14 protein-coding genes are annotated in these 14,574 nt (G+C 70.8%); 7 read left to right on the forward strand and 7 right to left on the reverse strand.

Features of this window, described 5'->3' with window-relative positions; genetic code table 11:
- Window positions 1-7 precede the first annotated feature (7 nt).
- Window positions 8-457, forward strand: coding sequence for a VOC family protein (locus OG322_RS14505; protein ID WP_124284762.1), 450 nt, complete (start codon window positions 8-10; stop codon window positions 455-457).
- Between the two features lie 279 nt (window positions 458-736).
- Here OG322_RS14505 and OG322_RS14510 read toward each other — a convergent pair whose 3' ends face one another.
- Window positions 737-1,273 (reverse strand): GNAT family N-acetyltransferase, encoded by a 537-nt coding sequence (locus OG322_RS14510; RefSeq protein WP_329306512.1) that lies wholly within the window; start codon window positions 1,271-1,273, stop codon window positions 737-739.
- Between the two features lie 239 nt (window positions 1,274-1,512).
- On the opposite strand from OG322_RS14510, the gene OG322_RS14515 reads away from it, so the two are divergent.
- Window positions 1,513-2,319 carry an HAD family hydrolase gene (locus tag OG322_RS14515; protein WP_124284761.1) on the forward strand — a complete coding sequence of 269 codons (807 nt, stop codon included), beginning with the start codon at window positions 1,513-1,515 and terminating at the stop codon, window positions 2,317-2,319.
- A 27-nt stretch (window positions 2,320-2,346) separates the two neighbouring features.
- On the opposite strand, the gene OG322_RS14520 is transcribed toward OG322_RS14515, so the two are convergent.
- The 6 genes from OG322_RS14520 to OG322_RS14545 form a co-directional block, all read right to left on the reverse strand.
- Window positions 2,347-3,093, reverse strand: coding sequence for a class I SAM-dependent methyltransferase (locus tag OG322_RS14520; protein WP_123461001.1), 747 nt, complete (start codon window positions 3,091-3,093; stop codon window positions 2,347-2,349).
- Between the two features lie 114 nt (window positions 3,094-3,207).
- Window positions 3,208-3,798, reverse strand: coding sequence for a TetR/AcrR family transcriptional regulator (locus OG322_RS14525; protein WP_123461000.1), 591 nt, complete (start codon window positions 3,796-3,798; stop codon window positions 3,208-3,210).
- Window positions 3,799-3,995: 197 nt separating this feature from the next.
- Window positions 3,996-4,886, reverse strand: a complete 891-nt coding sequence (locus OG322_RS14530; RefSeq protein ID WP_329306513.1) for an ABC transporter permease — start codon at window positions 4,884-4,886, stop codon at window positions 3,996-3,998.
- A complete protein-coding gene (locus OG322_RS14535; protein WP_241200106.1) occupies window positions 4,873-5,880 on the reverse strand; it encodes an ABC transporter ATP-binding protein in 1,008 nt (335 codons plus the stop codon). Before OG322_RS14535 ends, OG322_RS14530 begins: the two co-directional genes overlap by 14 nt.
- A 150-nt stretch (window positions 5,881-6,030) precedes the next feature.
- Window positions 6,031-7,284, reverse strand: coding sequence for a LolA family protein (locus OG322_RS14540; protein ID WP_124284758.1), 1,254 nt, complete (start codon window positions 7,282-7,284; stop codon window positions 6,031-6,033).
- A 229-nt stretch (window positions 7,285-7,513) separates the two neighbouring features.
- A complete protein-coding gene (locus OG322_RS14545; RefSeq protein WP_123460997.1) occupies window positions 7,514-8,524 on the reverse strand; it encodes a polyprenyl synthetase family protein in 1,011 nt (336 codons plus the stop codon).
- Between the two features lie 156 nt (window positions 8,525-8,680).
- On the opposite strand from OG322_RS14545, the gene OG322_RS14550 reads away from it, so the two are divergent.
- The 5 genes from OG322_RS14550 (at window position 8,681) to OG322_RS14570 (ending at window position 14,565) form a co-directional block, all read left to right on the forward strand.
- A complete protein-coding gene (locus tag OG322_RS14550; RefSeq protein WP_123460996.1) occupies window positions 8,681-10,180 on the forward strand; it encodes a peptide MFS transporter in 1,500 nt (499 codons plus the stop codon).
- Window positions 10,181-10,189: 9 nt separating this feature from the next.
- Complete coding sequence (locus tag OG322_RS14555; RefSeq protein ID WP_123460995.1) at window positions 10,190-12,184, forward strand: CocE/NonD family hydrolase; 1,995 nt, start codon at window positions 10,190-10,192, stop codon at window positions 12,182-12,184.
- 149 nt (window positions 12,185-12,333) lie between these two features.
- Entirely contained in the window at window positions 12,334-13,563 is a 1,230-nt protein-coding gene (gene fahA, locus OG322_RS14560) for a fumarylacetoacetase (protein WP_123460994.1), read from the forward strand.
- Window positions 13,560-13,808: a GPP34 family phosphoprotein gene (locus OG322_RS14565; protein ID WP_124284756.1), complete on the forward strand. Its 249-nt coding sequence runs from the start codon at window positions 13,560-13,562 to the stop codon at window positions 13,806-13,808. The genes fahA and OG322_RS14565 overlap by 4 nt, the downstream gene beginning before the upstream one ends.
- A gap of 148 nt (window positions 13,809-13,956) precedes the next feature.
- On the forward strand, window positions 13,957-14,565 hold the full coding sequence (locus tag OG322_RS14570) for a Uma2 family endonuclease (protein WP_123462348.1): 609 nt from the start codon (window positions 13,957-13,959) through the stop codon (window positions 14,563-14,565).
- Window positions 14,566-14,574 lie beyond the last annotated feature (9 nt).

The raw sequence follows: 14,574 nt of genomic DNA on the forward strand, positions 1-14,574 counted from the left end.
TGGCGCCATGCCTCTTGACTGGAAGATCGTCATCGACGCTGCGGACCCGCACGCCCAGGCCGGATTCTGGGCCGCCGCCCTCGGCTACGAGATCGAGGACAACAGCCCCTTGGTCGAACGCCTCCTGGGCCTCGGAGCCGTACCGCAGGCGATCACGACGACCGCGCACGGCCGGAAGGCCTGGCTGGACCTGGCGGCGGCCCGGCACCCGGACGACCCGTTCGAGCAGGAGAGCGGAACGGGTCTCGGGCGCCGCCTGCTGTTCCAGCGCGTCCCCGAGTCCAAGACGGTGAAGAACCGCCTCCACCTGGACGTGCACGCCGGACCGGACCGCCGCGAGGCGGAGGTGGCCCGCCTGGAGGGGCTGGGCGCGAAGGTGCTCCGCAAGTTCGCGGAACCGGGCGGGACGTGGACCCTGATGAGCGACCCGGAGGAGAACGAGTTCTGCGTGCAGTAGGCGTGAGCGGGGCGGCAACCATGCCGCCCCGCAATGCACTCGGCCGGGCAGGGGGTCGCCTCCCTGTCGTCGTGCGGTTGCGGAGTTACGCACGAGCGATCACCCCCGAACAGGCCGATGAACGGGTTGCGTTCCTGATCGACTACAAGGCGAAGCGATGTCACAGGCGGCGCCCGTGGCCTTGATCAGCGAGTTGCGAAAGGGCATCCCGTGACGACCGAATCCCCCCGTTGGTTCACGTCCTCGTACAGCGACAACGGCGGCAACGGCCTCAGCCGCTCATGACTGCGGCTTCCACTCCTCGGACAGCAGCCCCAGAATGACCTCGTCCGCGAATGCGCCGTACACCCATGCCGAGCGGCGCAGGGTGCCCTCCAGGGTGAATCCGGACCTGGCCGCGGCCTTGATCATCGGAAGGTTGTCCGAGAGGGTCTCGATCTGCAGCCGCTGCAGACCCCGCACCACGAATCCGTACTCGCACAGTGCGCGCACGATGTCGGTGCCGAGGTTGCGGCCCCGGAAGTCCGGCCGCAGCGAGATCCCCAGGTGCGCCGTCCTGTTGTGGCTGTCGATGCCCCACAACAGCGCTTCACCGGCCAGTTCCTGCGCGGACAGCTCGACCACCGAGAAGCACGCCGCCCCGTCGGAGGGTTCGGCGATCGTGTAGGGGGAGTGCGTCGATCCCGGCGCGATGGGCTGCCAAGGGCGGGAGTCGGCGCGTGAGCGTGTCACCACGTCGTCGTACAGCTCGGACTGGAGGACCTGGACGTCACTTTCGTGGCGGGCTCGAAGCCCGATGCTTCCGCTGCGTATCACCCGGCAGTCCTATCCGATGGGCCGCGGCCAGACAATCCAATTTCGCGGCCGGCCGCCACGGGCGCGGTGCCGCGGAGCCTCCATGGGCGCGTGATCACCGAGCGTGCTTCTACTCCAGCAGCTTTGCCCGGGTGCAGTGCCCCGAGAAGCTCCGTACCCCGGGCCACGGGGGGCCAGGAGCTCCTCGTCGGCCCCGCTCCCCCGGCGGGCGCCTGGATCGGACCGTTTACGCTCGCCCCATGCTTCCCCCGCCCGCATATGCCCTCGTCGCCACGGACCTGGACGGCACCCTGCTGCGCCGCGACGACACCGTGAGCCCCCGCACCCGCGCCGCGCTCGGACTCGCCGCTGCCGCCGGGGCCCGCCACCTGGTGGTCACCGGCCGACCGGTGCCTGCCGTAAGGGAGTTGTTCGCCGGGCTGGGGTACCGGGGGCTCGCCGTCTGCGGGCAGGGGACACAGGTGTACGACGCCGGGGCCGGGCGCCTGATCCATGCGGTGAGCCTGGACCGGGAGGCGGCCGCCGCCGCGCTCGGCAAGATAGAGGCCCAGGTGGGGCAGGTCTTCGCCGCGGTGGACCAGGACGGGGCGGACGGCCGGACCCTGATCGAGCCGGGCTATCTGATGCCGCACCCCGCGCTGTCGGCCCGACAGACCCTGCACCGCGACGAGTTGTGGGCCGCTCCGGTCATCAAGGTGCTGATCCGCCACCCGGAGCTCGACGACGACGCGCTGGCGGCCGCCGCCCACGCGGCCGTCGGGGATCTGGCGACCGTCACGCTGTCCGGGCCGGGCACGGTCGAGCTCCAGCCGTACGGCATCGACAAGGGCGCCGGGATCGCGCTCGCCGCCGGGCACCTGGGGCTGGACCCGGCGACCGCGATCGCCTTCGGTGACATGCCCAACGACCTGCCGATGTTCCGCAGTTGCGGGTACGGGGTGGCGATGGCCAACGCCCATCCGCTCCTACGGGCCGCGGCGGACGAGGTGACCCTGTCCCATGAGGACGACGGGGTCGCAGTGGTCCTGGAGCGGGTCTTCGGCTGACCGGCACCCCCCTGTCGCAGCGCCGTGTCAGCGGATGGCGACAGCCAGGCTGACCACGTAGTGCTCCTCGACCATCCCGTTCGGGAAAACGTCGGTCAGGAGGTCGCGCTCCTCGGCGACAAAGGTGTTCGTCGCCTCCTTACCGAGGACGAGGAAGTCGGAGTAGCTGGCGAGGTTGGCCAGATGCATGTCGAGAGGAACGCTCCGGGTCCACGGCACGTGCCGGTGGACGAAGCCGAGCTCGTCCGGCAGTCGGCGGAACCGGGCCATGGGGTCGTGCGGGCTGTCCTCGGCGCCGAAGAGCCGGCGCAGGCGCGCGTCCTGGTCGGCGATCCACGCGATGGTGCTGTCCGAGTCGTTCCACCAGAGGGCGAGTGCACCACCGGGGCGCAGGACCCGGAGCGCCTCCGGGACGGACTTGCGCTGATCGGTCCAGTGCCAGGCCTGGGCATAGGTGACGAGGTCGACGGAGTCGGAGGCCAGCGGCAGGTTGTTGCCGTTCCCGATCACGAGGGGGACTCCGGGCAGGCCGAGACGGAACTGAGAGGCCATCCCGGGGCCGGGCTCGACGGCGATGACGTTCGCTCCGCGGGCCCGCAGAAGCGTCGTCGCCAGTCCGGTGCCGGCTCCGACGTCGGCGACGCGAGCACCGTCCAGCGGGCGGCCGGTGAGTTCCTCGACCGCGTCGAGCAGTCCGGACGGGTACGAAGGACGGTTCGCGGCGTAGTCGGCGGCAGCCGTGTCGAACGAGAGGGACTGCGAGGTGATGGTCATACCAACATTGTTGACGGCTACAGGCACTTGGCGCCTGGCTTTCGCGGGGAAGGACGCTGCGCCGGGGCCGAAACGCTTGTCAGGACAGGGCCGAACCGCACCCCGCCGCCGGCGTCAGCCCGTCAACGCCCCGAGCGACCGCAGCACATGGTCGACCAGCGACGCCACCGCCTCCGCCCCCTGCATCGGCTTGCGCAGTACGTGGCGGTAGTAGACCGGGCCGTACAGCATCTCCACCGCCAGCCGCAGATCGGCGCCCGGCGGGATCTGGCCCTGTTCCTGGGCGCTGCGCAGCCGGCTGACCACGGCTTCGAAGCGGGGCTCGATCAGCTGGGTGCGGACCGTTTCGGCCAACTCGTCGTCGTGGTGGACCTCGGAGAGTATTCCGGCGTACGCGGGGCCGTAGGGCGGTACGGAGAGCACGCCGACCGCGCCGGTCACATGGGTCCGCAGGTCCGCGGCGATGTCATCGGTGTCGGCGGACGGGGTGGCCTGGACCAGCGCTTCCGTGAACGCCTCCAGCAGCACCGCGCTCTTCGACGGCCACCAGCGGTAGATCGTCTTCTTGCTGACACCCGCCCGCGCCGCGATGGCCTCGACGGTGACGCGGCCGTAGCCCTTCTCCGTACAGAGGTCGAGGGCGGCTTCCAGGGTCGCCCTGCGTGAGCTCTCGCTACGGCGCAATGAACTCGGCGATGTGATCATTCGGTGAGCATAGGGCTGTTCGAGCCAATCCTTGTTGACAGTCCGTCGCCAGAGGTCGAACAATACTCAAGCGGAAACGGAACGTACCGTGTCGGCCCGTTCCCATCCTTCGCACCGTTCGTGCCGTTCGTGCCGCGACGAGCCGATCGGGGGACGGCTCGCCCGGCCGACGGTACGGGTGAGGGTCCCGGTATCGGTCAGGCCGTGATGTCCTTCGCCGTGAAACGCGCCCAGGCCGCCGAGCCGAACACCGCCGCGTACAGCCCCTGGAGCTCCAGGTTCTTCACCAGGTCGTCCCAGTAGACGGGGGCGCGCAGCAGGTCCGCGAAGGACAGCCAGTAGTGCGGGAAGAGATACGGGTGAATCCCGTGCAGCTGCGGAATGGTGTCCACGATCTGCACCGTGATCAGGACCCCGACCGTCGCCGCCATGGCCGCGATGCCGCTGTTGGTGAGGGTCGAGACGAACAGTCCGAGCGCCGCGAAGCCGATCAGTGACGCCGCGACCGCCACCGCGATGACCGCCGCTCTGAACAGGCCCTCGCCGAAGCCGATCCGGGTGCCGGAGATCGTCGTGACGTCGCCGACGGGGAACAGCAGGGCGCCCACGACCAGCGCGGAAGCCGCCACGACCAGGGTCGCGATCAGGCAGAAGGCCAGCGTGGTGGCGTACTTGGCGAGCAGGAGCCGGGTCCGGCCGGCCGGTGCGACCAGCAGATAGCGCAGCGTTCCCGCGTTGGCCTCGCCCGCGACGGAGTCGCCCGCGATGACGCCCACCGCCATCGGGAGGAAGACCGGGAGCGTGGCGGCGAGGGAGGCGAAGACCAGGAAGAGGCCGTTGTTGGTCACCTGGGAGAGGAACGCGGGCCCGGCCCCGCCCTCGCCGGGACCGGCCGAGGAGCCGTTGGCCGTCTCGATCCGCACCGCGATCCCGATCAGTACGGGGACGGCGGCCAGCACCCCGAGCAGGGCGATGGTGCGCCAGCGGCGCAGGGTGGTGGTCAGTTCGGAGCGCAGGATGCCGAGCGTCCACAGCGGATTACGCCGGAGCGGGCGGGCCTCCTCGCGTACCTGTTCAGCCTGCGACATCGAATCCCTCTCCGGTGAGCGCGACGAAGGCGTCCTCCAGCGAGGCCCGCTCGACGCCGAAGGACCGTACCCGTACTCCGCCGCGCACCAGGGCGGCGTTCAGGTCGGCGAGTTCGACGGAGCCCGGCGGGGCGTCGGCCCGCAGCCGGTCGCCGTCGAGGGTGAGCCCGGTGACTCCGTGTTCCTTCAGGATGCGGGCGGCACCGGCCGGGTCCGGGGTGGTGACGGCGAGCCGGCCGCGGGTGCCTGCCGCGAGGTCGGCGACCGGGCCCTGGGTGAGCAGCCGGCCCCGTGCCATGACCGCCGCGTGTGTGCAGACCTGCTCGATCTCGTCCAGCAGGTGGGAGGAGAGGAAGACGGTGGTGCCCTCGGCCGCCAGCTCCCGGACCAGGGTGCGGATCTCCCTCATGCCCTGCGGGTCCAGGCCGTTGGTCGGCTCGTCCAGGACGAGCAGCCGGCGGGGCCGGAGCAGGGCGGCTGCCAGGCCGAGCCGCTGCTTCATGCCCAGCGAGTACGCCCGCGCCTTCTTGCCGCCCGCGGCGGCCAGGCCGACCCGGTCCAGGGCGTGGCCGACGCGGGCGCGGCGGGTGCGCGGATCGGCGGTCGGGTCGGCGCGGTCGTAGCGCACGAGGTTGTCCCGGCCGCTCAGGAATCCGTACAGCGCGGGCCCCTCGATCAGCGCCCCGACGTGCGGGAGCACGGTGCGGGACGCGTCCGGCATGGGGCGGCCCAGGACCCTCGCGGTGCCGGACGTCGGATCGATCAGCCCCATCAGCATCCGGATGGTGGTGGTCTTCCCGGAGCCGTTGGGGCCGAGGAAGCCGAAGACGCTGCCGCCGGGGACGGTGAGGTCGAGCCCGTCGACGGCGAGCTGGCCGCCCCGGTACCGCTTGGTCAGGCCCCGGGTCTCGATCACCGGAGCGGCCTCCGTCGCCGGCCGTGGACCGCTCACGGTCCCGGGGCCGGTCACCGGCACGGTCTCGGACTCGGTCATGCGTACTCCCCATGGGTTCGCCGGAGCGGACTCGCCGAACGGATGCGCCGGAGCGAACCCGCGGCAGCGGGCGCGGACCGCGTCCGCCCCGCCGTACGGAGGCTACGGCGGGGCGGATGCGTGGTGCACGCGCTGGCGCGCGGTCGGGTGTCAGCCGGCGTTGTCGGCCGCCTTCACCAGCGCGTCCTTCGTGACCGCGCCGACGTACACCCGGCCGTCGTCGGTCATCAGCGCGTTGACCAGGCGGGTCTTGAAGACCGTGCCCGAGCCGAACGTGCCGGTGACCTTGTCACCGAACGAGTCCAGGAACTGCTGCGCCTCGGCCGGTACGTCGCCCGACGCCTTCGAGGGGATGCCGGTGCCGCCGGGGGTCTTGATCTCGGCGATCGTGTTCCAGCCCTTGCCGATCGTGTTCACGCCCTCACCGATCGCGTTCATGCCCTTGAGCGCGCCCAGGCCGCCTTCGGCCTTCTCCGCCTCCCGGGCCTTCTCGCGGTTTCCGGCACTGTCCGCCTCGGTGACCTCGGCGCCCTTGGGCGGGGTGAAGGAGAACAAGGACGCGTCCGGCTTCCCGAAGCCGACCGAGGTGAACCCCGCGTCGACCGCCGCCTTGCCACCGCTGCTGGGCAACAGGGTGAACTTGAGCGGCACGCCGGTCTTCGCGTCCACCGCGACGGTGATCGAACCGATCGTGGAGCCGCTCTGCTCGGGCTTGATGACCAGCCGGTACGCATCGCGGCCCGCGACCTGCGCGGTGCCCTCGACCTTCACGGACGTGGTGCCGTCGGCGGCCTTGAGGGCCTGTTCGGCGAAGGCCTTCGGGGTGGTCGGTACGCCGTCGGGGACCGGGTGCCCGCCGCGCTCCGTACCGGCCGGGGCCTTCTCCTTCGCGTGGTAGACCGCGTTCGACTTGCTGTCGTAGGCCCAGACCTGGTCACCGTTGTGGATGAGGCTGTACTCGGACGCGTCGTCCAGGATGGACACCCGCTGCTTGTCGGGGCCGTCGGCGGCCACCCGGAGGGTGTGCGTGCCGGACGCCAGCTCGGTCAGCTTCGCCTGCGGGTCGGCGCTCGCCGAGCCCTTGTCCCCCGCACCGTCCGGGATGAAGGAGCCTGCCAGGCCGCCGGCCGACGGGATGCCGAGGTCGGTGCTGATCTTCACCGTGCCGGACAGCTGCTGCGCGTCCGAGGCGGCGATCTTCTCGATGAGTTCCTGTGCGGTGATCTCCGGCAGATCGGGGTCGCCCGAGCTCGCGAGCGCCGGGACCAGCCCGATCGTCGCGGCCGCCACTCCCGCCACCGCTACCGGAACGATGTAGCGCACCGCCTTCCGGCGGCCCGCGACGGTACCCGTGGTGCCGTGCGGGGCCGTGCCGTTGGTCCCCGCGCTGTCGTTCGGTGCCATGTGTGCCCTACCTCCGTGGTCGGCGGCTTCCGTCCGGATGCACTCGTCCACTCCGTGCCGCCATTCTCACCCGTTTTGGTCAGGAGTGGTTGTTCTCCATCTGACCAAATCGGGGAGCCGTAAGCGTCAGCCCGAGGGAGCAACTCCTCGTACCTCTTCGGTATGACACCGAGGGGCTGTCGCTCCGCCAACCCGTAGGGGGCGGCGGGCGGAGCCGCCCCGACAGGCTTCAGCCCGCGCGGTGCACCACGGCGTCACACATCTCTTCCAGGGCGGACTTGGCGTAGCAGCCGGGCAGCGGTGCCAGCGTGGCCCGCGCCTCCTCGGCGTACCGGATGGTGTCGCGCCGGGCCTGTTCGAGCGCCGGGTGGGCGCGCAGCCGGCGCAGCGCCTCGGCGAGCCGGCCGGCGTCGGTCAGGTCGCCGTCCAGGAGCTCGACGAGCGCCAGGTCGTCCGGCTTGCCGTCGGCCTCCGCCTGGGCCCTCAGATGGAGCACGGGCAGCGTCGGGATGCCTTCGAGGAGGTCGGTCCCCGGGGTCTTGCCGGACTCGTGGGAGTCGGAGGCGATGTCGAGGACGTCGTCGGCGAGCTGGAAGGCGACGCCGAGCCGTTCGCCGTACTGGGTGAGGGTGTCGGTCGCCGACTCGCCGGCACCGGCCATCATCGCGCCGAACCGGCAGGCCACGGCGACCAGCGAACCGGTCTTGCCGCGCATCACTTCGAGGTAGTGGTCGACCGGGTCGCGGCCGTCGCGCGGGCCCGCGGTCTCCAGGATCTGGCCGGTGACCAGGCGCTCGAACGCCTCCGCCTGGATGCGCACGGCCTCGGGGCCGAGGTCGGCCAGGATGTGCGACGCGCGCGCGAAGAGAAAGTCGCCGGTCAGCACCGCCACCGAGTTGCCCCAGCGCGAATTGGCGCTGTCGACCCCGCGCCGGACGTCGGCCTCGTCCATCACGTCGTCGTGGTACAGCGTCGCGAGGTGCGTCAGCTCGACGACGACGGCTGCGGGCACCACGCCCGGGGCCTCGGCGTCACCGAACTGGGCCGCCAGCATCGCGAGCAGCGGGCGGAACCGCTTGCCCCCCGCGTGCACGAGGTGCTGCGCGGCCTCTGTGATGAAGGGCACCTCGCTCTTGGTCGCATCGAGCAGCCCCGACTCGACAGCAGCCAAACCGGCCTGGACACCGGCTTCAAGAGCCTGGTCCCGCACGCTCAGTCCGAACGGCCCGACGACGGTCACGAGGGGATCTCCTGTCTGCTGACGATCACACGGAATGTCGATGTGTCGCTGCCATCACTCAAGTCAGCGTATCCGGTCCCCTTTGGATCACCGTGGGCGGCTTCCCGCCACCGCCGGTATGTTCGGGATCAGCTCATACGATCAGGAGTTGTCCCTTTGTCCCACACCGCTACCGACACCGAACCCGCCCAGCCCCCGCCGGGTGACGACCACGCCTTCTTCGGCCAGCCACGAGGTCTGATGACCCTGTCCGGCCTGGAGGTCTGGGAGCGGTTCTCGTTCCTCGGCATGCAGGCCATCCTGGTCCTCTACTTCGCCGACACCGTCAGCAACGGTGGCATGGGGATGGCGGCCGGTACCGCCGCGTCCGTCTCCGCCGCCTACGGCACCCTCGTCTACCTGGTCTCCGTGGCCGGCGGCTGGCTGGCCGACCGGATTCTCGGCTCGTACCGCGCCGTCCTGTACGGCGGCATCCTCATCGCCATCGGGCATTACGCCATGGCGGTGCCCACCAACGCCATGACCTGGGTCGGCCTCGGCCTGATCAGTGCCGGAACGGGCCTGCTCAAGCCCAATGTGGCCACCATGGTCGGCAAGCTCTACCGCACCGACGACGAGCGCCGCGACGCCGGCTTCGCCCTCTATTACATGGGCATCAACATCGGCGCGTTCCTCGGCCCGCTGGTCACCGGCTGGCTCGGTGACCACGCGAGCTGGCACTGGGGCTTCTCGGCCGCCGCCTTCGGTATGACGCTCGGCCTGATCCAGTACGTACTGGGCCGGCGTCACCTGGCCGGGCGTAAGAACACCGCCGAATTCGCCCTGGCCCCCGCACCGATGCGCCGAGCCGTCCGGCTCATCGTCATCGGCGCCGTCGTGGTCGCCGCGCTCGCCACCGCACTGGCGCTGGCGGGCTGGCTGACCATGGACCGCTTCGTCGACCTGCTCACCCTCATCTCGGTGATCGCACCGGTCGTGTACTTCGTGGTGATGTTCAGGAGCCCCCGGGTCAGCGCCGAGGAGCGCGGCAGGCTGCGGCCGTACGTGGTGCTGTTCCTGGCCTCCGTCGTCTTCAACTTCATCCTCTTCCAGGCGTACTCGACGATGATTCTGCTGGCGTCGGCCAACGCCCGCACGGAGATCTTCGGCTTCCACTTCCCGGCCAGCTGGTACGCCTCGGCGCTCGGCGCGTTCGAGGTGGCACTCGCTCCGGTGGTCGCCGCCGTCTGGGCGAGGATGGGCCCGCGCCAGCCGCACGCGTCCAACAAGATCGCGATCGGAGTGATCCTCGGCGGGCTCTCGTTCCTGCTGATGGTCCTGCCGACCTCCGGGCACTCCGACGACACCTACAAGATGGCCGCCTGGTGGATCGTCGGCTCGTACCTGCTGCTCGGACTCGGCGACATCCTGGTGGAGACCTCCGGCATGTCCGCGACCACCAAGCTCGCCCCCAAGGCGTTCGCCAGCCAGACGATGGCTCTCTGGTTCCTCTCACTGGCCCTCGCCAACGGAATCCAGTCCCAGATCGTGAAGCTGTACGGCGAGGTCTCCAACCCCGCCTACTTCGGTGTCAATGGCGCTATCGCGGTGGTGGCCGGTCTGGCCGTCGTCGCCGCCGCCCCCTGGCTCAAGCGCACCATGCACCCCGTCCGATGAGGTACCCCCATGCACATCCGCACCGAACTCCCGTACGAGACGACCCACGAGGACATCCGTATCCCGCTGCCGGACGGCACCCGGCTGTACGCCCGGATCTGGCGGCCGGTCACCGATGAACCGGTGCCCGCCCTGCTTGAGTACCTGCCCTACCGGCTGAGCGACTGGACGGCGCCGCGCGACTGGCAGCGCCACCCCTGGTACGCGGGCCACGGCTACGCCTCGGTGCGCGTCGACGTGCGCGGCCACGGCAACAGCGAGGGGCTGCCGGGCGACGAGTACGACGCGGCCGAGCTCGCGGACGGCGTCGCCGTCATCCACTGGCTGGCCCAGCAGGAGTGGTGCTCGGGCCGCGTCGGCATGTTCGGCATCTCCTGGGGCGGCTTCAACTCCCTCCAGATCGCCGCGCTCGCCCCCGAGCCGCTGAAGGCGATCGTCACCGTGTGCTCGACGGACGACCGCTACGACAACGACGTCCACTACATGGGCGGCTCGGTCCTCGCCGTGGACATGCACGCCTGGGCCGCCACGATGCTGGCCTTCGTCTGCCGGCCGCCCGACCCGGCCCAGGTCGGCGACGCGTGGAAGGACATGTGGCTGGAACGGCTCGAAGCGGTCGACCCCTTCATCCACACCTGGCTGGCCCACCAGACACGCGACGACTACTGGAAGCACGGCAGCGTCTGCGAGGACTACTCCGCCATCAAGGCGAACGTCCTGGCGGTCGGCGGCTGGCACGACCCGTACCGCGACACCGTCCTCCGGCTCGTCGAGCACCTGGACCCGGCGAAGGTCCGCGGGCTGATCGGGCCGTGGTCGCACCAGTACCCCGACCGCGGTCTGCCGCCGGGGCCCGGCATCGGCTTCCTCCAGGAGACGCTGCGCTGGTGGGACCAGCACCTGAAGGAGAAGGACACCGGCGTCATGTCGGAGCCACTGCTGCGCTCCTGGATCAGCGAGTCGCACCGGCCCGCCACGGTCTACGAGACGCTGCCCGGCCGCTGGGTCGGGGACACCAGCTGGCCGTCGGAGAACGTCGCGCCCGTCGCGTACGCCCTCAAGGGCGGCCCGCAGACCGTCCACTCGCCACAGCAGACCGGGGTGGACGCGGGCCGGTTCTTCCCGTTCGGCAACGACGCCGACCTACCGCCCGACCAGCGCGACGAGGACGCCAAGTCGGTGTGCTTCGAGTTCCCGGTCGAGGACGCCCCGATCGAGATCCTGGGCCGCCCCTGGGTGCAGCTGCGCATCCGGATGGACGTACCGCGCGGCCAGGCCGTCGCCCGGCTCTGCGACGTCGCCCCCGACGGCTCCTCCACGCTCGTCACCCGCGGCGTCCTCAACCTCGCCGCCCGGCACGGCCGGGACCGCGCCCAGGACTGGCCGGTGGGGGCGACCGAGGACGTGACGTTCGAGCTGAACGGCATCGGGCACACCTTCCCGCCCGGCCACCGGATCAGGCTCGCGATCTCCTCCTCGTACTGGCCCTGGATCTGGCCGCAGGCCGGTTCGGCGGGCTTCACGCTGGACGCCGAGGGCAGCTTCGTCGAACTGCCGGTGCGCCGGCACACCGAGGACCCCGCGATCCACTTCGAGGAGCCGGAGCAGTCGCAGCCGCTCGGTGTCGTCTACCCGGCCACGCTCGACGAGCAGCGCCCCGAGCGCCTGGTGATCCGCGATGTCGCCAAGGGCGAGTGGCGGATGGAGGTGGACCCGCGCTACGGCGGCACCCGGGTCTACCCGGACGGCCTCGAATTCACCGAGGACGCGGTCGAGACGTACACGATCCAGGAGAGCGACCCGCTCTCCGCACGCACCCGCTCCGACTGGACGGTCCGGCTGCACCGCCCGGAGATGGCCTGGGACACGCTGATCGAGACGCGCTCCGAGATCTCCGCCGACGCGACCCACTTCATCACCTCCAACGAGGTGGTCTGCAAGGACAGCGGCGACGTCGTCTTCCACCGGACCTGGGAGAAGCGCATCCCGCGCACCGCGGGCTGAACGATGCCTATGTATCCCCGCGTTCCTCCGGATGCGCGGGGATACAGCGGCACTTTCCGGGCATCGGGGGACCGTTGGGGCTCTGCCGCCGGGTGACACCCCCGACGTAACGTGTCCCTCAAGCGACCTGGAAAGCGAGGCAGCAACAGATGCCCGAGCAGAGCAGCCCGCTCGAACTGGCCGAGGGCGATCCCTTCGGCCCGCACAACCTTCCGTACGGCGTTTTCTCCGCCCCCGACCGGCCCGGTGAGCGACGGGTCGGCGTCCGCATCGGCAGCCATGTGCTGGACGCCGGCGCGGCCGCGCTGGCCCTCGGCTCGCCCTACGCGCAACTGCTGGCCCAGCCCGACCTGATGCCGCTGCTCGCGGCCGGCCGCACCGCCTGGAGCGATGTGCGCCGGGCGCTTACCGCGTGGGTGACGGTCCCGGCCCACCGCGCGGACATAGAGCCACTGCTGCACCCGGTGGACTCCGTGACGCTCCACCTGCCCTACCGGGTGGCGGACTACGTCGACTTCTACGCCAGCGAGAACCACGCCACCAACGTCGGCCGGATCTTCCGCCCGGACGGTGACGCGCTCACGCCCAACTGGAAGCATCTGCCCATCGGTTACCACGGCAGGGCGGGCACGGTCGTGGTCTCCGGCACGGATGTGACGCGCCCGTCGGGCCAGCGCAAGGCCCCCGCCGACCCGGCTCCGGTCTTCGGCCCGTCCGTGAAGCTGGACATCGAGGCCGAGGTCGGATTCGTCGTCGGCACCGGCTCCGAGCAGGGCCGTCCCGTCGCACTCGCCGACTTCCGCGAGCACGTCTTCGGCCTGTCTCTGCTCAACGACTGGTCGGCGCGCGACATCCAGGCGTGGGAGTACGTACCGCTGGGACCCTTCCTCGGCAAGTCGTTCGCCACCTCGGTATCGGCCTGGGTGACCCCGCTGGAGGCCCTGGACGCCGCCCGCACCGCCCCGCCCGCACGCGACTTCCCGCTGCTGCCCTACCTCGACGACACGGACGAGGAGCAGCCCGGCGGCTTCGACCTCCGGCTCTCCGTCGCCATCAACGGCCAGGTCGTCGCGGAACCGCCGTTCTCCACCATGTACTGGACGGCGGCCCAGCAGCTGGCGCAGATGACGGTGAACGGCGCCTCGCTGCGCACCGGTGACCTGTACGGCTCCGGCACCATCAGCGGCGCCGAGCCCGCCCAGCGCGGCTCGCTGCTCGAACTCACCTGGAACGGCCGCGATCCGCTGGAACTCCCCGAGGGCAAGCGGACGTTCCTGGAGGACGGCGACACGGTGACGCTGACGGCCTGGGCACCGGGACCGGACGGCACCCGGGTCGGTCTCGGCGAGGTGACCGGACGGATCGTCTCCGCGCCATGATCCCGCCGCCGCCCGAACCGACGCTGCCCGAGGAACTGCTGCTGCTCGCGCCGGACCCCCGGCGCGGCAGACCGTACTGCCGCAGCCGCTTCCTGGAGTACGCGATGGCCGGGGCGGCCCTGGCCGAGCTGTCACTCCAGGGGTGGATCACCGAAGAGCGCGGACGGGCACTCGCCGCACTCGTCTCGGCGGCGGACCTGTCCCGCTTCGTCGCCGCCGACCGGACCAGGCGGGGCGGCGGGTAGGTATCCGCCCGGCGCGGGCGCCGACGGGTGCCCGCGCGAGGGGCGCCGGTCAGTGCTGCGGGAGGCGTTCACACGTTCGGGGGAGCCTCATCCGGTTCCCGGCGGATACCCTGAAACCTCCCGCGAGACTGCGTCCATGGGAGCACTGATGAGCATCGAACCCGAGGCCTCCGAGCCGCGGTGGGCGGTCCCGCCCGTGGGCGGCTGGACCGCCGATGACCTGGACACGCTTCCCAATCTGCCTCCGCACACGGAGCTGATCGACGGGAGCCTGGTTTTCGTGAGTCCGCAGACCGTATTCCACGAGCGCGCGATCGACTATCTCAAGTGGCAGTTGCAGTCACTCGCGCCGCTCGACCTGGAGGTCTTTCGGGAATTCACCATCGACGTCGACTTCCAGAACCGCCCCGAGCCCGATGTGGTCGTCGTCCGCGCCGACGCGGTCGAGAGTCTGCGGCAGACCCGGTTCCCCGCGAGCAGTGTGCTGCTCGCGATCGAGGTCGTGTCCGACGAGTCCATCACGCGTGACCGTGAGACCAAGCCCGTGAAGTACGCGCGGGCGAAGATCCCGCACTACTGGCGGGTGGAGAACCAGGACGGCCGCGCCGTCGTCTACGTCTTCGAGCTGGAGCCGGCGACCGGGGCCTACACCTCCACCGGGATCTTCCATGACCGGATGAAGGTGTCCGCGCCCTTCCCCGTCGACCTCGACCTGACCGCGATCGTCTCCCGCCGCCGGGCGACGGCCTCCGAGTAGACCGGCCGC

Source organism: Streptomyces sp. NBC_01260 (genome assembly GCF_036226405.1).
Classification (GTDB): Bacteria; Actinomycetota; Actinomycetes; order Streptomycetales; family Streptomycetaceae; genus Streptomyces; species Streptomyces laculatispora.